Source organism: unidentified bacterial endosymbiont (assembly GCF_918797525.1).
Classification (GTDB): domain Bacteria; phylum Pseudomonadota; class Gammaproteobacteria; order Enterobacterales; family Enterobacteriaceae; genus Enterobacter.
In genome coordinates this window covers 3639154-3665599 of the sequence record NZ_OU963893.1, presented here as the reverse complement: position 1 = coordinate 3665599, position 26446 = coordinate 3639154, and the positions used below count along the sequence as shown (strand labels likewise).

Below are 26446 nucleotides of genomic sequence, written 5' to 3'. Positions count from 1 at the left end.
CAGCCAGTTAAATGGTTATGAGGCGTGAATGAGTCAGGCGAAAACCGGCATCTTACTTGCCAATCTTGGTACCCCCGAAGCCCCCACCCCCGCAGCGGTAAGCCGTTATCTGCGTCAGTTTCTGAGCGATACGCGCGTTGTTGATACCCCACGTCTACTGTGGTGGCCGTTGCTGCGTGGCGTCATTCTGCCTATCCGCTCACCGCGCGTGGCCAGGCTGTATCAGTCAGTCTGGATGGATGAAGGCTCGCCGCTGATGGTCTACAGCCGTCGTCAGGAAAAAGCGCTGGCTGCCCGCCTGCCGAATACGCCTGTCGCGCTGGGGATGAGCTACGGTACACCGTCCCTGGAAAGTGCGGTTGAACAACTGCTGGCGCAGGGCGTTGACCACATTGTGGTGCTGGCGCTCTACCCGCAGTACTCCTGCTCAACGGTGGCCGCCGTCTGGGATGCGCTGGCCCGCATTCTGGCGACCCGTCGCCGCATTCCGGGTATAACCTTCATTCGTGATTACGCCGATAACGAGATGTACATCAACGCGCTCGCCAGCAGCGCGCGGGCGTCGTTTGAAAAGCACGGTGAACCGGATCTGTTGCTGCTCTCTTATCACGGTATTCCACAGCGGTTTGCCAACGAAGGCGATGATTACCCGCAGCGTTGTCGGGATACCACCCGCGAGCTGGTCTCTGCGCTCGGCCTGCCGCCGGAGAAAGTGATGATGACCTTCCAGTCGCGCTTTGGACGCGAGCCGTGGCTCACCCCCTATACCGACGAAACGCTCAAAATGTTAGGTGAGAAGGGGGTTAAGCATATACAGGTCATGTCGCCGGGCTTCTCGGCGGACTGTCTTGAAACGCTGGAAGAGATTGCCGTGCAAAACAAAGCGTTCTTCCTGGAAGCGGGGGGAACGAAGTACGAATACATTCCGGCACTTAACGACTCACCTGAGCATATCGAGATGATGGTGTCGCTGGTACAGGGCAGCCGCTGATCGCGCTGTGAGCCGGGTTTGTGCTACCATTCCCGGCCCATAATCCTTGTATAGTCCAGACCATGAAATTTCCCGGAAAACGCAAATCCAAACACTACTTTCCCGTTAATTCCCGCGATCCGCTGTTGCAGCAAATTCAGCCGGAAAAAGAGACCAACGCCGCATGGGTGGTGGGTATCGATCAGACGCTGGTGGATATCGAAGCGAAAGTGGACGATGCGTTTGTCACGCGTTATGGTTTGAGCGCCGGACACTCGCTGGTGATTGAGGATGATGTTGCCGAAGCCCTGTATCAGGAGCTGGTGCGCGAAAATCTTATTACCCATCAGTTTGCGGGCGGCACCATCGGTAATACGATGCACAACTACTCCGTTCTGGCAGACGACCGTTCGGTACTGCTCGGCGTGATGTGCAGCAATATCGAAATCGGTGGTTATGCCTACCGCTATCTGTGCAATACCTCCAGCCGTACCGATCTCAACTACCTGCAGGGCGTTAACGGGCCAATTGGCCGCTGCTTTACGCTGATTAGCGATTCCGGCGAGCGTACTTTTGCCATCAGTCCAGGACACATGAACAAGCTGCGTGCCGACAGCATACCGGAGGCGGTGATTGCGGGCGCCTCCGCGCTGGTGTTGACCTCTTATCTGGTGCGCTGTAAGCCGGGTGAGCCGATGCCTGAAGCCACTATGAAGGCGATTGAGTACGCGAAGAAATACAACGTGCCGGTGGTGTTAACGCTGGGGACTAAGTTTGTCATCGCGGATAACCCGGAGTGGTGGCAGGCGTTCCTCAAGGAACATGTTTCCATTCTGGCAATGAATGAAGAAGAGGCCGAAGCCCTGACCGGTGAGAGCGATCCGCTCCTGGCGTCCGACAAGGCGCTGGATTGGGTTGATCTGGTGCTCTGCACTGCCGGGCCGGTAGGTCTGTACATGGCGGGCTTTACGGAGGAAGAGAGCAAGCGCAAAACCCAGCATCCGTTGCTGCCGGGAGCCATCGCCGAGTTCAACCAGTATGAATTCAGCCGTGGTATGCGCCACAAAGACTGCACTCATCCACTACGTATCTACTCTCATATCGCGCCGTATATGGGCGGGCCGGAGAAGATAATGAACACCAACGGCGCGGGAGATGGTGCCCTGGCCGCGCTGCTGCACGACATTACCGCCAACGCCTACCACAAAGCTAACGTGCCGAACTCCAGCAAGCACAAATCCAGCTGGTTGACCTACTCCTCGCTGGCACAGGTGTGTAAATACGCAAACCGCGTCAGTTATCAGGTATTAAACCAGCACTCCCCACGCTTAACGCGAGGCCTGCCTGAACGGGAAGATAGCCTGGAAGAGGCGTACTGGGAAAGGTAAAAGATGGCCCTCTCTCCCCTGGTGGGGTGAGGGGGCCAGAGCGCACAAAATTCAGTGTAGCGCGGCACATAAATTGCGATCGTTTGACACGTAACTTGAGATCAGCCGCGGTGATCGCGTGTTATCTGTCAAAAATGCGCCGTGGCATGAAGTGATCTAAAATTGTTTGTGAACTGGAAAAGTAAAGCGGCCCGCCAGTTTTGCACTAGCCTGGCCGCATCAATCAAGGGTGTATCCCACCAATTCCCGTTTATAGCCGTTTGATCCCGGTTCGTTCCGGTGATCAGTACACTCAGCCCGTCACCGCCTCTTCAACCGGCGGCTTCTCCAGCAGCGTCAGCATTGTGTTTGCAATCTCGCGTTCACCCATCACCACCTGGTCTGCCCCTCGCTCGGTAATGTACTCTACCTCGTCGTCATAATGCGCCCGGGCGATAATCTCGATACTGGGGCACTTCGCGCGCGCAGAGGCGACAATCTCACCCGCTTCATAGCCGTTCGGGATGGTCAGCAGCAGCCAGCGAGCGCAGTCGAGATGCGCTAGGTTCATAATTTCTTCATTAGCCGCATTACCCAGCACGGCACGAATGCCACGCTCGCGCAGCTCGTCGACGCGCGTGCGGGAGGTCTCAATGACTACCAGCGGAATACCCTGCGCCATCAGCTTTTCACCGAGCAGACTCCCTACGCGGCCAAAGCCCACCAGTAACGCGTGGTTGCAAATATCCACCGGGATTTGTTTCTCTTCTTCAATGGCCTCTTCCAGCGTCTGCTCTTCGAGCGTTTCGGTTTTATCGAGGTATTTTTCCAGCAGCGCAAACAGGACCGGGTTCAGCATAATCGACAGGATTGCCCCCGCCAGCACCAGGTTTTGCCCCGCCTGCGGCAGCAGGTTCAGCGCCATACCCAGGCCCGCCAGGATAAAGGCGAATTCACCAATTTGCGCCAGACTGGCGGCGATGGTCAGCGCCGTGCGCGGCGAGTGACCAAACATGCGGACCAGGAAGAAGGCGACGGCCGACTTACCAAAGATGATGATTGCCAGGGTGCCCAGCACGGCCAGCGGCTGCTGGATCAGGACCAGCGGATCAAACAGCATTCCGACGGAGACGAAGAACAGCACGGCGAATGCATCGCGTAGCGGCAGGGTATCGTGTGCGGCGCGGTGGCTCAGTTCGGATTCGTTCAACACCATTCCGGCGAAGAACGCGCCCAGCGCAAAGGAGACATCAAACAGCTCAACGGCACCAAAGGCAATCCCCAGCGCCAGCGCGAGGACCGAGAGCGTAAACAGCTCACGGGAGCCGGTCGCTGCACTGCGCGACATGATCCACGGCACCAGACGGCGGCCCACCAGCATCATAAGGGCGATAAAGGCCACAACTTTACCGATGGTGATACTCATATCCAGCGCCAGCGAGGCGAAGCCAACGTTCTCTTTTTCCATCATACCGGCGATGGCAGGGAGCAGGACCAGCGTTAATACCATTACCAAATCTTCAACAATCAGCCAGCCAATCGCGATTTGTCCGCGCTGGCTGTCTATCAACTGTCTCTCTTCAAGCGCACGCAGTAATACCACGGTACTGGCGGTGGAGAGACACAGACCAAAAACGATACCGGTCATCAGTGACCAGCCAAGCATTGCCGAAAGCGCCATCCCCAGCAGCGTCGCCACCCCTATCTGGGCGATAGCGCCTGGTATGGCGATCGACTTTACCGCCATCAGATCCTTCAGTGAGAAATGCAGACCCACGCCAAACATCAGCAGAATCACGCCTAATTCCGCCAGTTCAGGAGCCAGTTTGGTATCCGCCACGAAACCTGGCGTAAACGGACCCGCCAGAACACCCGCCAACAAATAGCCTACAAGAGGAGAAATACGCAGTTTATTGGCAATCATGCCAAGGATAAAAGCGAGCACAAGTCCACCAACAATGGTGGTGATAAGCGGTGTGGCGTGGTGCATTCCGTCTCCTTTGGTAGTGAGTGTTCCATTTTGGCGATAAAACCAAAAGCCGAGTTACAGTTTATGACAATTTTTGCTCTTATGTTTATGAATAATTATTGAAGTTTGAATAAAACAGCAATAATCGTGAAAAAATAGCAGATTATGAGAAATTTGACGGGGGAGCGAGAAGAAACCCTTATAGCATCAGGTCGACGGGTCGCCAAAGTTAAACTTTAGCGACCCTTAAACTACGCTTTATGACGGTTGTCAGGCAGGAATATGGTCAACATCCCGAGAAGTGGCAGGAAAGCACAGATTTTATAGACCAGGAAGATGCTGGTGTTATCGGCAACCATCCCTAACACTGCTGCGCCGAGGCCACCCATGCCGAAGGCGAAACCGAAGAACAGCCCGGAAACCATTCCGATTCGGCCCGGCAACAGCTCCTGGGCATAGACCAGAATGGCGGAAAACGCGGAGGCGAGAATAAAACCAATAATCACCGTCAAAATCCCCGTCCATTCAAGGCTCGCGTAGGGCAAAATGAGGGTAAATGGCGCCACGCCGAGGATAGAGCCCCAAATAACGTATTTACGTCCGATCTTATCCCCTACCGGCCCGCCTATCAAAGTGCCGGCTGCGACGGCAAAAAGAAACGCAAACAGGTGGAACTGGGCATTTTGTACCGATAATCCGAATTTTTGCATTAAATAAAAGGTGTAATAGCTGCTGATGCTCGCCATATAAAAGTATTTTGAGAAAATCAGCACCAGCAGCACGGAAACAGCCAAAACAATCTTGTTCTGTGGCAGGGGATTGACCACCACTGCTTTAGGTTTTCCTTTATTCACCCGGTGCTGCGCGGCATACCAGCGGCTGATCTGCGCCAGCACCACAATCGCCAGCAGGGCGGCCAGTACAAACCACGCCACGTTGCCTTTGCCGTAAGGGGCGATGATCACCGCTGCCAGCAACGGCCCGAGTGAGCTACCGAGGTTACCGCCCACCTGGAAGAGCGACTGAGCCAGCCCGTGGCGGCCACCGGAAGCCATGCGCGCCACGCGCGATGATTCAGGGTGAAAGACCGAAGAGCCAGTCCCCACCAGCGCGGCGGCAACCAGCACTGTCTCAAAACTGCCTGCCATCGCCAGCAGCACCAGCCCGCTTAAAGTAAAGCACATGCCAATCGGCAGCGACCACGGCATCGGATATTTATCCGTCCAGTACCCGACGACCGGCTGCAGCAGCGAGGAGGCCAGCTGGAAGGTCAGCGTAATCATCCCAATTTGCACAAAAGTTAGGGAAAATTCGGCCTGCAGAAGCGGGTATATGGCCAGGATCAACGACTGGATCATATCATTGAGCAGATGAGAAAGACTGATTGCCCCCAGTACTTTAAAGGAGGTACGAGATTCCGGTGACGCTGCTGGCGTGCCTGAAATAGGTTGGGTTGATTCACTGGTTGCCATAGATACCACGTTGTGAGTTGTCATAAATGCAGAGTGTAATTATTATCCGACTAAGATACCCGTCTGCGGCATTTGAAGAAAGTCGCAATTCTGAAAACATATTTGTCTATTGTTGGCAGTCACTGTAATTTTGCGTTTGTCTATGGGGCAGGGAGAGAGAAGATGAAAATAATAAAACGTGGCGTCGCTCTGGCGCTGATAGCCGCCTGTGGGCTGGCAAGCCTGCCCGCACAGGCGTATGAAAAAGATAAAACCTATAAAATCACCATCCTGCATACCAACGATCATCATGGTCATTTCTGGCGCAGTGAATACGGCGAATATGGCCTGTCGGCGCAGAAAACGCTGGTGGATGGCATTCGTAAAGAGGTGGCGGCAGACGGGGGGAGCGTACTGCTGCTGTCGGGGGGGGATATCAATACTGGCGTACCAGAGTCCGATCTCCAGGATGCAGAACCTGATTTTCGCGGTATGAATCTGATTGGCTATGATGCCATGGCCGTAGGCAACCATGAGTTTGATAATCCATTAACCGTTCTGCGCCAGCAGGAAAAATGGTCTAAATTCCCGTTTCTTTCCGCCAATATTTATCAGAAAAGCACCGGCGAACGTCTGTTTAAGCCATGGGCGCTGTTCAAACGTCAGGATCTGAACATTGCGGTCATGGGATTAACCACCGACGACACGGCAAAAATGGGTAATACTGAATTCTTCGACGATATCGAATTTCGCAAACCGGCAGACGAAGCGAAGCGGGTTATTCAGGAATTACAGCAAAATGAAAAGCCGGATATGATTATCGCCATCACCCACATGGGCCACTACGATAACGGTGAACACGGCTCAAATGCGCCGGGCGACGTGGAGATGGCGCGCAGCCTGCCAGCAGGCTCGCTGGCGATGATTGTGGGCGGTCACTCACAAAACCCAGTGTGCATGGCGGCAGAGAATAAAAAACAGGTGGATTATGTCCCCGGTACGCCGTGCGCGCCAGACCGTCAGAACGGTATCTGGATTGTACAGGCCCACGAGTGGGGAAAATACGTGGGCCGTGCCGATTTTGAGTTCCGTAACGGTGAGACGAAGCTGGTGCATTATCAGCTTATTCCGGTTAACCTGAAGAAGAAGGTGGTTTATCCGGACGGAAAAAGTGAGCGCATACTTTATACCCCAGAAATCGCAGAAAACCCGCAGATGCTCTCATTGCTGACCCCCTTCCAGAATAAGGGCAAAGCGCAGCTTGAGGCGAAAATCGGCACGCTGACTGGTCGTCTTGAAGGGGATCGCAGCAAGGTTCGTTTCGTGCAGACCAATATGGGCCAACTGTTGCTGGCGGCACAAATGGCGCGTACTGGCGCTGACTTCGGCGTGATGAGCGGCGGCGGTATTCGTGACGCCATCGACGAGGGCAATATTACCTACAAAGATGTGCTGAAGGTTCAGCCGTTTGGTAACCTGGTGGTGTATGCCGATATGAGCGGTAAAGAGGTGATTGAGTACCTGACCGCCGTCGCGCAGATGAAGCCAGACTCCGGAGCCTATCCGCAGTTTGCCAACGTCAGCTTTGTGGCCAAAGACGGCAAGCTTAACGATCTCAAAATCAAAGGCGAGCCCGTTGATCCTGCGAAAACTTACCGCATAGCAACCTTAAACTTCAATGCCACCGGCGGGGATGGTTATCCGCATCTTGATAACAAACCGGGCTATGTGAATACCGGCTATATTGATGCCGAAGTGCTCAAACAGTACATTGAGCAACATTCACCGATCGATGCGAATGCGCTTGAGCCGAAAGGCGAAGTGAGCTGGCAGTAGCGCATTTTTTGCTGCCCGGTCGTCGCGCCACCGGGCACATCTCTCACTCTCTGCGCGCGATATCCGCAAACATTGCATCCAGCATTTTTGCCAAATCCCCTGGTGCCAGTTCGATATCCAGCCCGCGTTTGCCGCCTGAAACATACATTGTCCCGAATGCCTGTGATGGCGCATCAATCAGCGTCGGCAGGCGTTTTTTCTGACCTAACGGGCTGATCCCGCCCACCAGGTAGCCCGTGGTGCGCTGCGCAACCATCGGGTCCGCCATATCAACGTTTTTGGCCCCCAGCGCCTTTGCCACTTTCTTGAGATCCAGTTGTCCGGCAACGGGCGTGATGGCGACGGCAAGCTGCTTCATATCGCCATTTATTGCCACCAGCAGCGTTTTATAAACCTGGTCGGCACTCAGCCCCAGTTTACGCACGACCTCATCACCAAAGTTGGTTTCATGCGGGTCATGATCATAAGTGTGGATTTTGAAAGATATTTTGTTTTTTTCGAGTAATTTAACGGCGGGAGTCATAGCTATCCTTCTTACGGCAGACAATTTATGTTGACAGCATACGCCTGACATTTGTCTAAAAAATAGCACCATCTTGCGCATTAGTATTGGCAGTAATGGTCACTTTGAGCGACAATCGGCTCAACCGAAGGTCACCTTCGGCATAATAAAAACGATGAAATTCCTCTTTGACGGGCCAATAGCGATATTGGCCATTTTTTTATTTCAGCAGTGACGGCAAATTCCCTTCACCGTATAAATGTAATGCCCCCACCGCAACAACGTAATGTCCGGCAGGCAAAGCCTGTAGCCGGTACTGCCAGGCCTGATTGCGCTCGTTCATGAGCACATCGTACAAAGATTCACTGAAGGTAGAGGGTAACGTCAGCGTACTGTCTGTCGGGGGCGCATCCAGCCACCAGCCTATCATGGTCTGCAGCAGACGGGCGTTGGTGTGCCAGTGAGTCAGGGTATCATCCAGCAGCATCAGGCCATCATCGGGAAGCTCTCGCAGCAGGGCTACCTGGCTGTCCGTCCCTTCCAGCTCAATAACCGGTATTTTACGCGCCCTGGCGGCATTCAATAACTGATAATCAATTCCATAATCTCCGCGTAATCCCAGACGTTGCGCCTGCGTCGCCTGCATTACCATGGCAATTTGCCATAGCGGCAGGGTATCGAGCATGTACAGCGACACGCCGGTTTCATCGGCGACGCGCGTCAGCTTTGCGAGCTGCGTATCGCTAAGACGTTCTGCCAGAGAGCGATCGCTTTCAAGCCCCGCAAACGGCGAGGCATGCCCGGAAATATCAGCCTCAACGACCAGGGCATCGGCGCTTTTTAACAGTGTTATTAGCCCGGATGGCAGGGGAGACATATCCTGGGTGCCCATATGGATGCTGCCGACCAGATGGAGATGTTGTCCTCCCGGCAGTGAGATATCCATACCGGGCCAGGCATAGCGACGGGGGAAGAGTGCGCGAAACGACGCTTTTACACGATTAAACAGACTCATACGCACTCCCTGAATGGAAAAGATCATGCTAGCGCGTAGGCGAAGAAGGTTCAATCCTTCGGTTTAAACCGCAGCAGTCGGTTCGCATTACTCACCACGGTGATAGACGAAAGCGCCATCGCGGCTCCTGCCACCACCGGGTTCAGCAACGTGCCGGTCAGTGGCCACAAAATACCGGCAGCAATCGGGATGCCGAACGCGTTGTAGATGAATGCCCCCAGCAGGTTTTGCTTCATATTGCGCAGCGTGGCTTTTGCTATCGCCAGCGCATCCGCAACGCCCATCAGGCTGTGACGCATCAGCGTAATGGCCGCCGTCTCGATGGCGACATCACTTCCGCCCCCCATCGCAATACCGACCTCTGCCTGCGCCAGCGCTGGCGCATCGTTGATACCGTCACCGACCATCGCGACCTGTCGGCCCTCGCTTTGCAGTCTCTTGATGGCGTCGGCTTTACCGTCCGGCAGCACGCCCGCAATCACCTCATCAATCCCCGCTTCTTTAGCGATGGCGAGGGCGGTGGTTGGGTTATCCCCGGTTAACATCACCAGCCGGTAACCCGCGCCGTGCAGGCGTTTCAGGGCATCCACGCTGTCCCGGCGCAGCGGGTCGCGAACGGCTAACAGCGCGGCGGCTTTGCCGTCTACGGCGAGCAGCACCGGGGTTGCCCCCTGCGATGCCTGTGAATTCAGTTCGCTTTCCAGGGCGGAGGTGTTTACCCCGTTTTCATTCAGCAACGCCTTGTTGCCCAGCAGCAGGCTGTGTCCCTCGGCTTCACCGCTGACGCCCAGCCCACGCAGGGTATGGAAGTTGCTCACCTGTGGCAGTTGGCTATTTTCAGCTTTTTCGATAATGGCGCGCGCCAGGGGATGGCTGGATCCTTGCTCCAGCGCGGCGGCGAGACGCAGCGCATCCGCTTGCGAAATAGCAGCGGTATGCACCGCCACGACCTGCGGTTTTCCCTCTGTCAGCGTGCCGGTTTTATCAAACACCAGTGTGTCGAGCGTGCTGGCGCGCTGCAGGGCATCGGCATCACGGACCAGCACGCCAAACTCGGCGGCACGCCCCACACCGGAGATAATCGACATCGGCGTGGCAAGGCCCAGTGCACAAGGACAGGCGATAATCAGCACTGTGGTGGCAATCACCAGGGTATAAACAATCTGCGGCGCCGGGCCGAAAAAGTACCAGATCGCCGCGCTCAGCAGCGCAATCACAACCACGACCGGAACAAAAATGGCGGAAATTCTGTCGGCTAGCTGGCCGATTGCCGGTTTACTGCTCTGCGCCTGGCGCACCATGGGAATAATACGTGACAGCGTAGTATGGCGACCCACCGCGCTGGCGCGGAACAGCACGCTACCGTCCTGCACCACCGTGCCGGCATGAACGGTATCGCCCGGGGTTTTCTGCTGCGGGAGAGGCTCTCCGGTCAGCATCGCTTCATCAAACCAGGCTTCGCCCTGGGTTATCTCGCCGTCAACGGGAACGCGATCGCCCGTGGTCAGGCGCAGCGTCATTGCGGGCTGAACATTAGCCAGCGGGACGCTTTTTTCTCCCTCGTCCGTCACCATACGTGCGGTAGGCGGGGTTAAATCGAGTAATCTTTCCAGCGCTTTCGACGAGCGCTGACGGGCACGCGCTTCGAGCATATGGCCTAAGTTAATCAGGCCGATAATCATCGCGCTCGCTTCATAGTAGAGGTGGCGGGCTTGTATCGGAAACCACTGCGGCCAGAGATTAACGCTTATCGAGTAAAGCCATGCCGCACCGGTACCGAGCGCGACCAGGGTGTCCATCGTCGCCGCGCGGTTTTTAAGGCTTTTCCAGGCGCTGGTGTAAAAATGCCCCCCGGCAAAGACCATTACCGCAAGCGTGATCGCCCCAATCACCAGCCACAGCGTGCGGTTGTCGTCGGTAACCATCATGTTGTCACCGAGCATGCCCCAGACCATCACCGGAGCCCCGACCAGCAGCGCGACAATCGCCTGCCAGCGGAAGCGTTTCAGGGTGGCGATAGCGGTTTCCTGCTGGCGCTCGCGGCGTTTAACGTCATCCTCAATGGCCTCAGCGCCGTAACCCGCCTTCTCAACGGCCTGGACTAAGTCGGCGGCACAGGCGCTGCCCATCACCAGCGCAGTGCGTTCTGCAAGATTCACCCGTGCCTGTGCCACACCCGGTACAGCCTGTAAGGCATTTTGTACCCGGGAGACGCAGCTGGCGCAGCTCATGCCGTTGATTAACAACTGTTGGCTGTCATCAACGTTATCCGCTACCGGAAGCTCAGGAGTGGCCGCTGTCAGTGCTTCCGACGGGAGTGATGATTCTGCCAGCGGTTTAGCCTTTGGGTGGCTTACTGCCGCGCCATATCCAGCCTGTTTAATCGTATCAATCAGCGCATCGGCGCTGGCGCTACCAGTGACGGCGGCATGTTCGATAGTTACATCAGCGCTTTCAACGTCAGGGCGCTGCTCCAGGCTTTCTTTAACGCGTTTGACGCAGTGGCCGCACGAGAGGCCGTCCAGCGTCAGGTCGATAGTGTGAGACATAGCATAACTCCCGTATAATGATCCGATCCGTGATTGACCAGTGTGATGCTTTTCGTTAACTGTAATGAAGGGTAAACCTTCCATCAAGGGGAAGGTCAAGGGTGGAAAGTGAATATCAGTGATGTGGCAAAAAAAACCGGGTTAACCAGCAAAGCGATTCGCTTTTATGAAGAGAAGGGGCTGGTGACACCACCGCTGCGCAGCGAAAATGGTTATCGCAGTTATACGCAACGCCATCTTGATGAACTGACGTTACTGCGACAGGCGAGGCAAGTGGGTTTTAACCTGGAAGAGTGTGGCGAGCTGGTTAACCTGTTTAACGATCCGCAGCGCCACAGTGCCGATGTCAAAAAGCGTACGCTGGAAAAAGTTGCGGAAATTGAACGCCACATTGTGGAACTGCAGGCCATGCGCGAGCAGTTACTCGGGCTGGCGGCGTCGTGCCCGGGGGATGACAGCGCCGATTGCCCGATCATCGATAATCTTTCCGGCTGCTGTCATCGTAAGGCGAATGCCTAACAGGCTTTGACGCGTAGCGTAATCCCCTCGATGGCGATGACCTCGACCCGCGTCCCGGCGTTAAGATCATCGTCGGCCACCACGGGCCACGAGCTGTCGCCCACGCGCATGTGGCCGCGGCCGTTCACCAGCGTCGTCTCAAGCGTAAAATGCTTCCCGATGATTTGCCGTCCCCGCTGGTTGAGATGCGCATCTGCTGGCTTCTGCGCCTTTACGCGTTTGTTTAACCAGCGCCACCATAACCATGCGGCCACCAGCGTGAGCGCGGCAAACAGGGCGCCCTGCCATGCCCAGTCAAGGGGAAGCAGCCAGACCAGCAGCCCGGTGATCACCGCCGCGATACCGCTCCAGAGCAGATAACCGTTGCCGCCAAGCATCTCGGCTGCCAGCAATAAGCCGCCGAGGCTTAGCCAGAAGGCATGAGGATGAGCAACAATCAGCGCGATCATCATCTCTTACGCTCGTTGCCGCTGTCTTTAATCAGTTCGGCGATCCCGCCAATCGCGCCCATCAGGCTGCTGGCATCGAGCGGCATCATGACCACTTTGCTGTTATTCGCCGAACCAATCTCTTTCAGGGCATCGGTATATTTTTGCGCAACGAAGTAGTTCACCGCCTGGATATCACCGGCGGCAATGGCTTCTGAAACCATTTGAGTGGCCCGGGCTTCAGCTTCCGCCGAACGTTCACGCGCTTCTGCCTGTAAGAATGCCGACTGACGTTCGCCTTCAGCTTTGAGGATCTGCGACTGTTTTTCACCTTCCGCTTTCAGGATTTCGGCCTGACGTACCCCTTCGGCTTCCAGAATATAGGCACGCTTGGTTCGCTCGGCTTTCATCTGGGCGTTCATGGAGGAGATCAGCTCCGCCGGGGGACGCACGTCGCGGATCTCAATACGCGTGACTTTGATCCCCCACGGGTTGGTTGCCTCATCAACAATGTGCAGCAGGCGGGTGTTAATGCTGTCGCGTTGGGAAAGCATCTCGTCCAGCTCCATGGAACCGAGCACGGTACGGATGTTAGTCATCGTAAGGTTGACGATAGCCAGCTCAAGGTTGCTGACTTCATACGCCGCTTTCGGCGCATCGATAACCTGAATAAAGCACACCGCATCAATGGTAACGTTGGCGTTGTCTTTGGAGATGATCTCCTGGGAAGGGATATCCAGCACCTGCTCCATCATGTTGATTTTACGGCCAATACGGTCCATAAAAGGAACAATCAGGCTCAAGCCGGGCTGAAGCGTATTGGTGTAGCGGCCGAAACGTTCAACGGTCCACTGATAACCCTGTGGGACAATTTTGACGCCTGCGGCCACGATAACCAGCGCAACGAAGATAAGGACAGGAACAACGATGAGCATTAAAACCTCCTGTTTTGCATGCTATAGCAAAAAAATTGCGGGTTTGTTGTTCATCAGTATATCGGCTATCGGGCTGAAATTCGCCCCTTTAAACAGGTGGGATGCGAACATCGAAGAGTAAAATGCCCCGCATCTGCGCGGGGCGAGCGTGTGGTTTAGCGATAACTGTAAGTAAAGTCTGCAATAAGCGCATCTTCGCCCGCATCAGCGATAGCTTTCGACAGCCCCTGATAGTAAAGCTCAAGGCCAATCTCTTCTACCTGCTGCAGCTGTTCACGAACTGGCGCGCAGAAAAGCTCCGCATTGCCAGCCCCCACGCGTTTGTTATTGGGCGGCAATTGCCCTGTAATGCCTTTAAACCAGGTGCGAACTGCGCCTTTCAGAGAGGTTGGCGCTTCAGTAGCCGATTCGTGACCCGTCAGGATCTGCAGGGTGGGAAACTGATCGGCGTTAACGGCGGTTTGCATCCGCTCGTAAAACTGACTGAAAAGTTCAAATGACTGCAGATCGGTGACTTTAGGTTTTGTGGTTTTACCCTGAATATTGCCAGTTCTTCGCGCCGTAGGGTGGGTGGGTGCTGTGGTTATCCTGCTGAGCTGCAGGTCAAACAGCAGATTTGCGTGTTCACGTCTTTTCTTAGCGTCCGGGAAACGCTCGATAAAGGCACTGATAAATTCCGGCGTCATGAGATCCGCAAAGTCATGGTTGACGAGCCATTGCCCGCGGGCAAACTCACCTGGAGACTGGAACCAGCCAGGAACATTACCGGGTTCAAACTCTTTGACATTCCCTTTGCTGTCTATTTCAACAAAACGAGTGCCATCGTCGAAGGCAAAGCGGCAATTCTTAAGCTGAATAACAGGCTTCATCTTAAGCAGCCCTTTAACGAACCTTACCAGTTCGCCGCCAAACACGTAGGCGGTAATGGATTCAGACGCGATTGCCGCAAGCAGTTGGTCTATTGTTTTCACGCCGGGTTCGAGATCGTAAAACTCATAAAAAGTGTGTTTGTTAGACATTCTTATACTTCCTTATTGTGTCGCGCGTAGAGTTTAACACCACTTTAACGAAGGTTCTAAACTCAGGGTGCGGAAGTGACAGCCATGTCACAGCGTAAACTGTAAACCAAAAGTGTAAAATGTATTCAATAAGTGAGCGGTGACGGCAACAATGAAAAGATAAGACGTTTGGGCGGTGGACGAGAGGCCCGGTAAGCGCGAACGCTACCGGGCTTGTGGGATCAATAGAGCAGCGCGTAAAGCTGACGGCGGTATTTCGACGCCAGCGCATCACCGGTACCCAGCGCGGTCAGGATCTCCTGGAACATGTTACGCGCCTGGCCGTCGGCGGCAGCCAGATCTTTCTGCAGATGGCCGAACAGCAGTTCCAGCGCCTCTTCATTACGCCCAACCTGGTGCAGTTGCAGCGCCAGCTGGCTGGCAAGCGACGCATCGGCAGGATGATCAGCGACCTGCTGCTGAAGCAGCTGAATTTCTGGCGTATCCGCCGCCTGTTTCAGCAATTCAATTTGCGCCACCAGGCCTTGATAATGGGTGTCCTGATCCTGCAGAGGAATGGTTTTCAGCACGGCTTCGGCATCGTCTGAGCGGTGCAGTTGAATTTGTGTTTCCGCCAGCAGCAGGCCAATCTGGCTATCCTGGTTAGACAACTGCCATGCCTCTTTCAGCAGTGGCAGTGCCTCATCGTATTTGCCTTCCTGTATCAGCGCCATCGCTTCCTGCGCTTTCAGCTCTTCTTCGCGTGGCAGGACTTTATCCAGCAGGGCGCGGATTGCCTCTTCCGGTTGCGGCCCCTGGAAGCCATCAACAGGTTGACCGTTCTGGAAAAGGTACACCGTTGGGATAGCGCGCAGGCCAAACTGAGACGCGACCATCGGTTCAGCATCGCAATCCAGTTTGGCGAGAATGAACTGGCCAGCGTATTGCGCGGCCAGACGTTCTAGCACAGGCGTCAGTTCAAGGCAGTGTTGGCTACGTTCAGACCAAAAGTAAAACAGCACCGGCTGCGCCATCGACTGTTCGAGCGTCTGTTGCAGGTTAGCTTCATTAATATTGACGATATTCTGTATGGACATACGGCATTCTCTTTTATCAGTTTGATCTTTACATGGGGGTGAGCGGCGACGCTTCAACTCAACCGTGTAAAATTTTGTCCATCATCCGGCCCGGTAGCAGGCGTTTTAACCAGCCAACCGCATGGGTCACCAGCGTAACCGGGTAGCGCATTTTGGGGTACTCACTCTCAAATGCATGACGCACTTTGGCGACAACCGCTTCGGGGCCGAGGGTAAAACGTGCGGCGATACCCGGATTTTCGACTGGTTTATCCGATTGCGTCTGGTTAACGTTTTCAGTGAAACGGGTGCGAATAGGCCCGGGTTCAATCAGGCTCACCTTAATGCCGCTGTGGCGCAGTTCCATGCGCAGGGCATCGGACCATGCCTCTAAAGCATATTTACTGGCGGCGTAAGCGCCACGCCCCGGCGTGGAGATCAGCCCCATGACTGAGGAGGTCATGACAATGCGGCCCTCGCCGTGCGGCACCATGGCGGGAAGCAAGCGCATGGTCAATTGATGCACGCCAAAAAAGTTGGCGGAAAACTGTTGTTCCAGCTGTTCACGGCTAATGGTTTGCAGTGGGCCATACAGGCCGAAACCGGCATTATTGAACAGACCAAACAGTCGGTTACCGGTCAGGGCAATGACGTCGGCGGCGGCGCGTTCAATGCTTTCGGGGGAATCCAGATCCAGCAATATGCCGGTCAGCCCTTTGCCTTGCATACTCTCGACATCTTCGGGCTTGCGGCAGGCCGCCAGCACCCAAAATCCCTGTCGTTTGAGTTCCAGAGCGCTCTCAAGGCCAATTCCGCTGGAACATCCTGTAATTAAGACCGATTTTTGCATAACTTTACCTGTCAGGATCTCCGCTTAATCAGGAGTCATGGTTAACTAAGGGTGCCAGCCGGGTTGCCATCCAGTCGGCAATAAACGGCTGAGCATCGCGATTGGGGTGAATACCATCCTCTTGCATCCATTGGGGTTTCAGATAGACCTCCTCCATGAAAAATGGCAGCAGCGGAATATCAAACTCTTTGGCAAGCTTAGGGTAGATCGCGCTAAAGGCCTCATTATATCGGCGACCATAGTTGGCGGGCAGGCGAATTTGCATCATCAGCGGTTGCGCGTTGGCTGCCTTAATTTTCTGCAAAATTGTGCGCAGGGTTTGTTCGGTTTGCTGAGGCTGGAAGCCGCGCAGGCCATCGTTCCCCCCCAGCTCGACCAGCACCCAACGCGGTTGATGCTGTTCGAGTAAGGCTGGCAGGCGAGACAATCCCTGTTGCGAGGTATCGCCGCTGATGCTGCCATTTATCACTGTTGTCTTGCTTTGCCATTTATCATTAAGCAGAGCAGGCCAGGCCGCACTGGCGGCCATGCGATAACCTGCGCTCAGGCTGTCGCCAAGCACCAGTATTGTATCCGCCGCCGCCGCGCGGAAGGTCATCAGAATCAAAAACAGGAAGGGCAAATGCCAGCGGAAAACATTATTGAAGTTCATCATCTTAAGAAGTCCGTCGGTCAGGGAGAACACGAGTTGTCCATCCTCACCGGAGTTGAACTCGTTGTCAAACGCGCTGAAACCATCGCGTTGATTGGCGAATCTGGTTCTGGTAAGTCCACGCTGCTGGCGATTCTGGCCGGGCTGGATGACGGTAGCAGTGGGGAAGTCCACCTCGTGGGCCAGCCGCTCCACCAGCTTGGTGAAGAGGCCCGTGCCGCGCTGCGTGCCAGACACATTGGTTTTGTCTTTCAGTCTTTTATGCTTATCCCGACCCTGAACGCGCTGGAGAACGTAGAGTTGCCGGGGCTGCTGCGCGGCGACAACACCCGTGAAAGCCGTGAACATGCAAAAGCGTTACTGGAACAACTGGGTCTGGGCAAACGTCTCGACCATCTTCCGGCGCAGCTTTCCGGCGGCGAGCAACAGCGCGTCGCCCTGGCCCGAGCGTTTAACGGGCGACCAGAAGTGCTGTTTGCCGATGAACCCACCGGTAACCTGGACCGTAAAACCGGGGACAAAATCGCCGACCTGCTGTTTTCGCTCAACCGTGAGCATGGCACTACGCTGATTCTGGTCACCCACGATCCACAGCTCGCGGCCCGTTGTGACCGCCGCCTGCGTCTGGTGAACGGAACGCTTCAGGAGGAAACATGATTGCCCGCTGGTTCTGGCGCGAGTGGCGCTCGCCCTCGCTGCTGATTGTCTGGATGGCGTTAAGCCTGGCCGTCGCCTGCGTGCTGGCGCTGGGGAGCGTCAGCGATCGAATGGAAAAAGGGCTAAGCCAGCAAAGCCGGGAGTTCATGGCGGGTGACCGGACGTTACAAAGCTCGCGTGCCGTCCCACCGGGCTGGATTGATGAAGCGCGTAAACGGGGGCTGAAGGTCGGGGAGCAGATTAGTTTTCAGACCATGACCTTCGCAGGCGACACGCCGCAGCTTGCCAGTGTGAAAGCCGTTGATGATATCTACCCGATGTATGGCGCATTGCAGACCAGCCCACCGGGGCTGAAACCGACATCCGGCACGGTGCTGCTGGCGCCGCGTCTGATGGCGCTGCTGAACCTGAAAACGGGTGACAACATCGATGTTGGCGACGCCACGCTCAAAATTGCCGGAGAAGTGGTACAGGAACCTGACTCAGGTTTTAACCCCTTCCAGCTCGCGCCACGTTTACTGATGAATAACGCCGATGTGGCCAAAACCGATGCCGTTCAGCCCGGTAGCCGCGTGACCTGGCGCTATAAATTTGGCGGAACGCCAGCCCAACTGGATGCATACGAAAAATGGCTTCAGCCGCAGTTGAAGCCGGAGCATCGCTGGTACGGGCTGGAGCAGGATGATGGGGCGCTGGGTAAATCGCTTGAGCGCTCTCAGCAGTTTCTGCTGCTGTCCGCGCTGCTAACGCTGCTGCTGGCCGTGGCGGCGGTTGCCGTGGCAATGGGGCACTATTGCCGCAGCCGCTACGATCTGGTGGCGATCCTCAAAACGCTCGGCGCGGGCCGGGCGCAGCTGCGTAAGTTAATTGTCGGCCAGTGGCTGATGGTACTGGCCCTGTCGGCCATCACCGGCGGGGCGATAGGGCTGCTGTTTGAAAAGCTGCTGATGGTGCTGCTTAAGCCAGTGCTGCCTGCCGCGTTGCCGCCTGCCAGCCTATGGCCTTGGCTGTGGGCCATTGGGGCGATGACGGTGATTTCGCTGCTGGTGGGGTTACGCCCTTATCGTCTGTTGCTGGCGACGCAGCCGCTACGCGTGCTTCGCCGGGACGTGGTCGCCAACGTCTGGCCACTGAAGTTTTACCTGCCGGTGATTATTGCCGTCGCGGTTGGCCTGTTGGCCTGGCTGATGGGGGGCAGCACGCTACTGTGGGCCGTTCTGGCGGGCGCAGTAGTATTAGCGCTGCTATGCGGCGTGCTGGGCTGGATATTACTTAACGTGCTGAGAAGGCTGACCGTTAAGTCACTGCCCGTGCGCTTAGCGGTCAACCGGTTGCTGCATCAGCCATGGTCAACGCTGAGCCAGCTTTCAGCATTTTCACTGTCGTTTATGCTGCTGGCGCTTCTGCTGGTCCTGCGCGGGGATCTGCTGGATCGCTGGCAACAGCAACTTCCGCCGGAAAGCCCGAACTATTTCCTCATCAATATCGCCCCTGAGCAGGTAACGCCGTTAAAAGGCTTCCTGTCAGAGCACCAGATTGTGCCAGAGTCGTTCTACCCCATCGTGCGGGCGCGTCTGACGCAAATCAACGGCCAGACGACAGAGGGCAACAAGGACGAATCGCTCAACCGGGAACTGAATCTGACCTGGCAGGAGACACGACCAGACCACAACCCGATTACCGCAGGGACCTGGCCGCCAAAAGCGGGTGAGGTATCGATGGAAGAGGGGCTGGCGAAGCGGCTGAACGTCAAGCTGGGAGATAGCGTGACCTTTACCGGCGATACGCAGGACTTTAGCGCTAAAGTGACCAGCCTGCGCAAAGTAGACTGGGAAAGCCTGCGGCCAAACTTCTTCTTCATCTTTCCTGCCGGGGCGCTGGACGGGCAGCCGCAAAGCTGGCTCACCAGCTTCCGGTGGGAAAACGGCAACGGTATGTTGACCCAGCTTAACCGGGAATTCCCGACGGTCAGCCTGCTGGATATCGGCGCGATACTGAAACAAGTCGGACAGGTGCTGGAGCAGGTCAGTCGCGCTCTGGAGGTGATGGTGGTGCTGGTGACGATCTGCGGCATACTGTTACTGCTGGCGCAGGTACAGGTTGGCATGCGTCAGCGTCATCAGGAGCTGGTGGTCTACCGCACACTGGGCGCCGGTAAACGGCTGCTGCGCGCCACGCTGTGGAGCGAATTTGCTCTGCTGGGGCTGGTGGCAGGCCTTGTGGCGGCCATCGGCGCGGAGACGGCGCTGGCGGTATTGCAGACCCGCGTATTCGACTTCCCGTGGCAGCCTGACTGGCGGCTGTGGATCACGCTGCCGGTCTTCGGTGCGCTGTTGTTGTCACTGTGCGGCGGCTGGCTCGGGACGCGGTTGTTAAGAGGTAAAGCGCTGTTCCGTCAGTTCGTTAGTTAGTTCTGTTCCGTGATGATTACGCACCGGTTTATATACTGGTGTGTAATCACTTAGTAGCATAAATCGATAATACCCCTCACTTTAGTCGCACAAAACATTAAAAAACCGCCCACACAGCCAGATTGTTTCCGGTTAACATTCACGCGCTAAATATTTAGCAGCGTGTCTTTTAAGGAAAAATAATGACTATAAAAAAATCAGCGCTGGCGACAACGATCAGCGCGGCAGTGGCATTGATGTCCTTCGCATCCCAGGCAGAAATCACCGTTCTGAAACAGGATCCTCAGGCGGGTAATCCGCTGAGCCGTCTCAACTTCACCGTTGGCGGCAGTATACGTCCGCAGTTCCAGAATATGACCGGCGACGACGGTAAAAATAGCTACAAGCGTAATGGCTTTGACGGCGGTACCCGTTTCCGTTTCGCCGCTGATTACTCCCTGTTTGACGACCTCAGTTGGGTGAGCTACTACGAGCTGGGTGTGAACATTCCCGCTCTCTTTGACTGGGACAGCCACCACGCAGAAGGGGCAAATAACACCTCTCGCCGTATGCTGTACACCGGTCTGAAGAGCGACACCTGGGGTACGCTGACCTTCGGTCAACAGAACAGCGTTTACTATGACGTGGTCGGCGCGAAAACCGATATCTGGGACTACGACATGATCGGCCAGGCGCCAGGTAACGGCATTAACGGCGATTACGACGGTTCTTACCGTTCACGCAAAATGCTGAAATATAAGAAAACCGTAGGCGATGCGGACATCTATGCATCTTATCTGTTTGAAGACAGCGAATATCTGCCTGGCAATGGCCTGCGCTACAAACGTAAAGGCGGCGGTTCGCTGGGCCTGGATTACCACCTGACCGATGAACTGACCTGGGGTACAGCGTGGAACTACACCCGTGCCGAAATGCGTAACCCGGACAACGGCGACAGCAAAACCTACGACCAGAACATCCTGGGTACGGCGCTGAGCTGGACGCCGGACAACTGGACCTTCTCGGCTGGCGGCGGCTGGTATCAGAACTTTATGACCACCAAAAAAATCTCAACTGACAACTACTTTGCCGGTGATGCATGGGGTATTGAATACTTCGCAGGGTACAAATTCCCAATCGGCCAGTACGCGGTTAAATCTATCCAGCCTTACTTCATGGGTGACCGTATCCAGTACGTGAATGGCCGTAACTACCAGCGCATCGATAACGGCGTGGGTATCAGCTTCCAGCTGGATTACGGCTTCCGTGTGGATTACGAACACGTGTTCACCTCCAGCACCGACAACCTGGGCGATATGAACCTGGTTCGTCTGCGTTACGATTTCTAAAAAAATTGCTGGGGAACCCTTAGCCTGAAAGGGAGAGGGAAGTCGTTTAGACTCTCAAAACCGGATAAGCGTTAGCGCCATCCGGTTTTTTTGGCGAGGCGTTTTCCCGTTTACTCTCGAAGGCATAGCTGTGCATAAATCCAGGATGATACCCGTCATTCGACAATAATCGTTATCTGTTCAATTAAAGAAAAATTTATAAACAATTGCTGATAATCCTGGCATGATGATAAATAAAGGCTTCAGGGGCCGGAGCGGTACAACTCTCATCAGTATGGCGACCGGATGCGTTTTGCTTGAGGCTGGCCAGCAGGCATGCGCAGTGATAGCCAGCGTTGATAATCGACGGCAGCTCAATTATGGCTTTTATTGTTCTGGCGCTTAAATTGATAAGCACTCCACCTTGTTCAACAGCTTCGTACCATCACTACTCTGCTTTCAGGACAGTACATCGCCAGGTTCTTGCACAAAATAATCGCAACATACAAATAAACCCCGCATACATTTTTTTTACATCTGCAGATAGTGCAATAGTCGTTTTTTTATTGAAATGCACCTTTCTTCTAATTTATATTAAACCACTATTAAACGAATTAAATATTGATTTCGTGAATTGCCTGGCCTAATCCACAAGATAATCTTTTTATTTTACAACTCGAGTAAATAAATGTTCGTTACTGTAATTTAATCGATGCATCTCCTGCTAAAAATGTATATATCCATGTATCCGTATTTCTATTTTAACTTTCCAGAAATAACTGGTGATTTTAGTGCGCTGGTTGCTCAAAAAACATTCTGATAAGATGCAATAACCGAAACGCAAAGTGAGTCTAAATAAATTATTTGACTAAGTATCATCTATCAGGAGTAACATCACTATGAAGAAAACATTTTTAATTACAGCATTTGCACCTTTTATTTTCACAACATCCGCCTGGGCATCAGATTACTCCAGCGGTGTGGTTAATTTTATGGGTACAATTAACAGTAATGCCTGTGTTGTAGATAATAGCTCCGCTGCTCAGACAATTCCTCTGGGTGACATTCCTGTAGCGCTTTTCTCGAACCAGGGAACTGTTACTTCTGAAGTGAACTTTGATATTCAGCTTCTCAATTGCAGCACAGAAACATTTAATAACGCGACTGTAACCTTTACGGGTGAGACTGTTTCTGGTAATGCTTCGGTACTTGCGCTGCTTGAGGATGGTGAAACGCCTGCGAGTGGGGTGGGGGTGCAAATTTTGCAAAATGGTACTAAGCTCAATTTTGACGGCAGCAACGCGACACCAGCTTTCACCATTGTTGAAGGAACTAACGTGATGAGTTTCTCTGCACAATACATTTCAGTTGCGGAAAACGTCACGCCTGGTAGCGCAAATGCCACCGCGAAATTTGTTGTAAATTACAATTGACTCGAAACGGCTTTCACCCTGGCAAGGGTGAAAGTTTAAAAAATTTGAGGGCTTTCAATGTCAACTGCATCCCGTTCAGGTTATCGACGTTTATTCCCTTTGTTGTTTATGGTTATTGCCTTTTACTCTCAGGCCGGGGGCATTATGCTGGACAGCACCCGGATTATTTATGCACAGGATGCGAAGCAAAGAAACATCTCAATAAGAAATACATCAACTGACACCACGTTTCTGGTTCAGGCCTGGATTGAAGACGCTGCTGGTAGAAGAAGCTCTGACTTTATTGCAACGCCACCGCTTTTCACTAGCGGCCCCGGAAATGAAAACATCCTGCGTCTGATGTTTACAGGCCAGCAGTTGCCACGGGACCGTGAAACACTTTATTATTTCAATGTAAAAGGTGTGCCTTCTGTTAATAAAAAAGCGCTTGAAGGTCATAACGCACTTATCATCGCAGCGGTAACACGCATAAAACTTTTTGTCCGTCCTGCGGGGCTTACGCCCTCACCGCAGGTAGCCGCTCAACAGTTGCAATTCCGCCGCAACGGTAATAATAGTGTCATTATTGAAAACGCATCCCCCTATTTTATTACTCTTACCAACTTCAAAGCGGGTAATGCTGCATTAGATAGTGTAATGGTGCCATCGCGAGGGCAGATCACTGTCGCTCTCCCCAGGGATGCGGGTAATAATTTAACATTTAGCACTATCGATGATTTCGGTGCTGTAAGCCCTCCGCGGCCTGCCAGATTCAATTAAGCCTCTTCGGGTAGGTGACGGTAATGGGATCATGTCCACAAAAAAGCAGATGTGTCTTAGTACTGTCTGTTTTACTTACCTTTCCTTTTGGCACGGTGATGTCTGTGTATGCAGAAAGTGATTTTTATTTTCCCCCTTCACTTATATCAGGCGGACTGAATGAGGTTGCGGATTTATCGTATTTAGGCATCGCCGGTAGGCAGCCTCCGGGGACCTATGAGGTTGATATTGTTCTAAATGGTGAAATAATAGCGAGGAGGAGCATCCATTTTATTGCATCAGATAACTCTGGCAGAGCGGATAAACAGGATGTTACGGGTCTTGTGGCATGTTTCTCAGTCGACGATCTGAGCATACTGAATATTAAACCGGAGGTTTTACGTACCACAGCCTCCCGTGGACTAGCGGGAAATTGTACTTATCCGCAGAGTATATACCCCAATGCTGGGGCGTATTTTGATTTTCAGAAAATGGCCCTCAATATCAGTATCCCTCAGGCCGCATTACGGAATAATAGTCGAGGAGAAATCCCCCCTGAACGTTGGGATGAAGGAATCACTGCGGGGCAACTCAATTACAGCTATAGCGGAAGCAACAATAGCGGTCAGTACGGCGACAGCCGCAGCCAATATTTGATGTTAAACAGCGGACTCAATCTCGGGCCATTGCGGATTCGTGATAACAGAACCTGGTCTGAGAGCCGTAGCGGCAATAGCAGCGACACCACATGGGAACACGGCGCGACCTATCTTGAGCGGGCCATTATTCCGTGGAAGAGCCAGTTCACGTTAGGAGACAGCACCACCGGCGGTGATGTATTTGATTCACTGGGCTACAGAGGGGTTCAACTGTCTACCGATGACAGTATGTATCCTGATAACCAGAGGGGATTTGCACCGGTGATCAGGGGAAGCGCCAGTTCCAATGCCATGCTGACTATCCGCCAGAATGGCTATTTGATTTATCAGACTAACGTCTCGCCCGGTGATTTTGTTATTACGGATTTGTTTCCAATGTATTCCAGCGGAGATCTGGAAGTGAATGTTGCTGAAGCCAGCGGCGTGACGCAATCCTTCACCGTGCCGTATGGGACCGTGCCGGTCTTACAGCGTGAAGGCCGGGTTCGCTATGGCCTCACGGCAGGTAAATACCGCAGTTTTAATGATCGCTATGACGACCCTGATTTTGCACAAGCTACGATTTTATGGGGACTTCCCCGGGATTTTACCCTCTACGGCGGAACGCAATATGCGCAGAATTACCGTGCCTTGGCGTTAGGGGTCGGCCTGAGCATGAACTCTTGGGGGGGAATATCTGCTGATGTTACCCAGGCTAAAAGCACCCTCAGCGATGGATCCAACCATAATGCACACGCTTTGCGACTGACATATGGAAGGGCTTTCTCGGAGACGGGAACCAACATCATGCTGACGGGAAACCGAAACATGACGGATGGGTTCTATACATTAGATGAGACCGCTCTGAAAAGAATGTCTGGCTGGTTGTATGACCAGGAAACCGTTGACGTTGATGGTGAACCTGTCATCCCGGCATACAGTGATTACTACAATCTCAGGAACAGTAAAAAGGATCGTATTCAGGCCAATATTTCTCAGCGGCTTGGCAGTCTGGGGTTCCTGTACCTGAACGGTAGCAGACAAACATACTGGAAAGGCGGGGACAGTTCTTCATTACAGCTTGGATTCAGCAGCAGTCTGGGCGTGGTTAACTATACCATTTCTTATAACTACAATCATACCGTCGGTTTGAACGGGAGCGATCGGGCCGCTTTCATTAATATCTCTTTGCCTGTAGGACGCCTCATGGCGGGAAATACGTCTACTGTTTTTGCTACGTTCAACGCCAGTCGGGACAACCACGGCAATGTGACACAACAGGCCGGTTTGAGCGGACTGTTGCTTGAACAACAAAATTTAAACTGGAATGTCAGCCAGGGCTACTCACGGCAAAATCAATTAACCGGCAGCAGCAGTATGAATTATCGCGGAACGTATGGAAATTCAAATCTCGGTTACAGCTATTCGGATAATTACCGACAACTAAACTATGGTGTAGCGGGTTCTGTCACAATGCACACTTCGGGTGTGACCCTTGGTCAGCCAACGGGGGGAGATACCAGCATCTTAATTGCGGCACCTGGAGCCTCTTCCATCCCACTTGAAAATGGTAACGGCGTCCGAACAGACTGGCGAGGATATACCATAAAACCCTATGCGACACCGTACAGAGAAAATCGTGTGGCGCTGGATGTCAGCAATCTTGATAACAGAACTGAAATTCAAAATAACGTAAGCCGGACGGTTCCAACCCGCGGTGCGATTGTTCTTACCAGGTTTGAGACATCTACAGGAATACGAGCGCTATTCACGCTCAGATACCATGATATTCCTGTTCCCTTTGGCGCCCGGGTCACAATGGATAATGACAACAGTATTGTTGGCGATGAAGGGGAAGTCTATTTGACCGGGCTGCCGCAATCAGGTTTGCTTGATGTTCAGTGGGGAAATGAGCCGGATAAACAATGCCGGGCGAGATTTTCTATTCCCGATAGCCAGATGATGAATGCTGTTGTCCTGCAAGCTCTTCAGTGCCAGTAATTGGCCGGAGGTGTGAATTTATGAACCCCAACTTTACCGCTAACCGTCTCCTTATTCTTGTGATGGCAGTGCTATTTTTTCCAAAGAATGGTCGGGCCGCTAGCGACAGTGCCACGGTATATATCAGCGCTAAAGTCAATGCGG

Annotated in this window: 21 protein-coding genes; 10 read left to right on the top strand and 11 right to left on the bottom strand. The window is 53.8% G+C overall.

Annotated elements, in window-relative coordinates; translation table 11 throughout:
* Positions 1-28: 28 nt before the first annotated feature.
* Both hemH and NL510_RS17590 read left to right on the top strand, forming a co-directional pair.
* Positions 29-991 carry a ferrochelatase gene (gene hemH, locus NL510_RS17595; RefSeq protein WP_253378770.1) on the top strand — a complete coding sequence of 321 codons (963 nt, stop codon included), beginning with the start codon at positions 29-31 and terminating at the stop codon, positions 989-991.
* 62 nt (positions 992-1053) lie between these two features.
* Positions 1054-2358 (top strand): inosine/guanosine kinase, encoded by a 1305-nt coding sequence (locus NL510_RS17590; RefSeq protein ID WP_253378761.1) that lies wholly within the window; start codon positions 1054-1056, stop codon positions 2356-2358.
* Between the two features lie 292 nt (positions 2359-2650).
* Here NL510_RS17590 and ybaL read toward each other — a convergent pair whose 3' ends face one another.
* Together ybaL and NL510_RS17580 are read right to left on the bottom strand one after the other, a co-directional pair.
* Positions 2651-4327 carry a YbaL family putative K(+) efflux transporter gene (ybaL, locus tag NL510_RS17585; RefSeq protein WP_253378758.1) on the bottom strand — a complete coding sequence of 559 codons (1677 nt, stop codon included), beginning with the start codon at positions 4325-4327 and terminating at the stop codon, positions 2651-2653.
* Positions 4328-4557: 230 nt separating this feature from the next.
* Positions 4558-5778 (bottom strand): MFS transporter, encoded by a 1221-nt coding sequence (locus NL510_RS17580; protein WP_253378756.1) that lies wholly within the window; start codon positions 5776-5778, stop codon positions 4558-4560.
* Between the two features lie 162 nt (positions 5779-5940).
* Between NL510_RS17580 and ushA the strand changes: the two genes are divergently transcribed.
* A complete protein-coding gene (gene ushA / locus NL510_RS17575; protein ID WP_253378754.1) occupies positions 5941-7593 on the top strand; it encodes a bifunctional UDP-sugar hydrolase/5'-nucleotidase UshA in 1653 nt (550 codons plus the stop codon).
* A 43-nt stretch (positions 7594-7636) separates the two neighbouring features.
* Here ushA and ybaK read toward each other — a convergent pair whose 3' ends face one another.
* The 3 genes from ybaK to copA form a co-directional block, all read right to left on the bottom strand.
* A complete protein-coding gene (ybaK, locus tag NL510_RS17570) occupies positions 7637-8116 on the bottom strand; it encodes a Cys-tRNA(Pro)/Cys-tRNA(Cys) deacylase YbaK (RefSeq protein ID WP_253378752.1) in 480 nt (159 codons plus the stop codon).
* 199 nt (positions 8117-8315) lie between these two features.
* Positions 8316-9110, bottom strand: a complete 795-nt coding sequence (locus NL510_RS17565; RefSeq protein WP_253378747.1) for a TraB/GumN family protein — start codon at positions 9108-9110, stop codon at positions 8316-8318.
* A gap of 50 nt (positions 9111-9160) precedes the next feature.
* Entirely contained in the window at positions 9161-11659 is a 2499-nt protein-coding gene (gene copA / locus NL510_RS17560) for a copper-exporting P-type ATPase CopA (protein WP_253378745.1), read from the bottom strand.
* Between the two features lie 108 nt (positions 11660-11767).
* On the opposite strand from copA, the gene cueR reads away from it, so the two are divergent.
* The gene (gene cueR, locus NL510_RS17555) at positions 11768-12178 is read left to right on the top strand and encodes a Cu(I)-responsive transcriptional regulator (protein ID WP_253378740.1); all 411 of its coding nucleotides are present in this window, start codon (positions 11768-11770) and stop codon (positions 12176-12178) included.
* On the opposite strand, the gene NL510_RS17550 is transcribed toward cueR, so the two are convergent.
* The 6 genes from NL510_RS17550 to tesA all read right to left on the bottom strand — a co-directional run bounded on the left by NL510_RS17550 (position 12175) and on the right by tesA (position 17117).
* Positions 12175-12627: an NfeD family protein gene (locus NL510_RS17550; protein WP_253384998.1), complete on the bottom strand. Its 453-nt coding sequence runs from the start codon at positions 12625-12627 to the stop codon at positions 12175-12177. The two genes, cueR and NL510_RS17550, sit on opposite strands and share 4 nt — an antisense overlap.
* On the bottom strand, positions 12627-13541 hold the full coding sequence (locus NL510_RS17545) for an SPFH domain-containing protein (RefSeq protein ID WP_253378738.1): 915 nt from the start codon (positions 13539-13541) through the stop codon (positions 12627-12629). The genes NL510_RS17550 and NL510_RS17545 overlap by 1 nt, the downstream gene beginning before the upstream one ends.
* Before the next feature lie 155 nt (positions 13542-13696).
* Positions 13697-14560 carry a hypothetical protein gene (locus NL510_RS17540; protein WP_253378736.1) on the bottom strand — a complete coding sequence of 288 codons (864 nt, stop codon included), beginning with the start codon at positions 14558-14560 and terminating at the stop codon, positions 13697-13699.
* 221 nt (positions 14561-14781) lie between these two features.
* A complete protein-coding gene (locus tag NL510_RS17535; RefSeq protein WP_253378734.1) occupies positions 14782-15636 on the bottom strand; it encodes a co-chaperone YbbN in 855 nt (284 codons plus the stop codon).
* A 58-nt stretch (positions 15637-15694) separates the two neighbouring features.
* Positions 15695-16465, bottom strand: coding sequence for an SDR family oxidoreductase (locus NL510_RS17530; protein WP_253378731.1), 771 nt, complete (start codon positions 16463-16465; stop codon positions 15695-15697).
* A 28-nt stretch (positions 16466-16493) separates the two neighbouring features.
* On the bottom strand, positions 16494-17117 hold the full coding sequence (gene tesA, locus NL510_RS17525; RefSeq protein WP_253384996.1) for a multifunctional acyl-CoA thioesterase I/protease I/lysophospholipase L1: 624 nt from the start codon (positions 17115-17117) through the stop codon (positions 16494-16496).
* Here tesA and ybbA point away from each other — a divergent pair.
* The 6 genes from ybbA (at position 17088) to NL510_RS17495 (ending at position 26302) form a co-directional block, all read left to right on the top strand.
* Entirely contained in the window at positions 17088-17774 is a 687-nt protein-coding gene (ybbA, locus tag NL510_RS17520) for a putative ABC transporter ATP-binding protein YbbA (protein WP_253378724.1), read from the top strand. The two genes, tesA and ybbA, sit on opposite strands and share 30 nt — an antisense overlap.
* A complete protein-coding gene (ybbP, locus tag NL510_RS17515) occupies positions 17771-20185 on the top strand; it encodes a putative ABC transporter permease subunit YbbP (RefSeq protein ID WP_253378722.1) in 2415 nt (804 codons plus the stop codon). Before ybbA ends, ybbP begins: the two co-directional genes overlap by 4 nt.
* Positions 20186-20367: 182 nt before the next feature.
* Complete coding sequence (locus NL510_RS17510; protein WP_253378720.1) at positions 20368-21513, top strand: porin; 1146 nt, start codon at positions 20368-20370, stop codon at positions 21511-21513.
* An 878-nt stretch (positions 21514-22391) separates the two neighbouring features.
* Positions 22392-22925 (top strand): fimbrial protein, encoded by a 534-nt coding sequence (locus tag NL510_RS17505; protein ID WP_253378718.1) that lies wholly within the window; start codon positions 22392-22394, stop codon positions 22923-22925.
* A gap of 57 nt (positions 22926-22982) precedes the next feature.
* Positions 22983-23684, top strand: a complete 702-nt coding sequence (locus NL510_RS17500) for a fimbria/pilus periplasmic chaperone (protein WP_253378716.1) — start codon at positions 22983-22985, stop codon at positions 23682-23684.
* Positions 23685-23782: 98 nt separating this feature from the next.
* Positions 23783-26302, top strand: a complete 2520-nt coding sequence (locus NL510_RS17495) for a fimbria/pilus outer membrane usher protein (RefSeq protein WP_436298469.1) — start codon at positions 23783-23785, stop codon at positions 26300-26302.
* Positions 26303-26446: the final 144 nt, after the last annotated feature.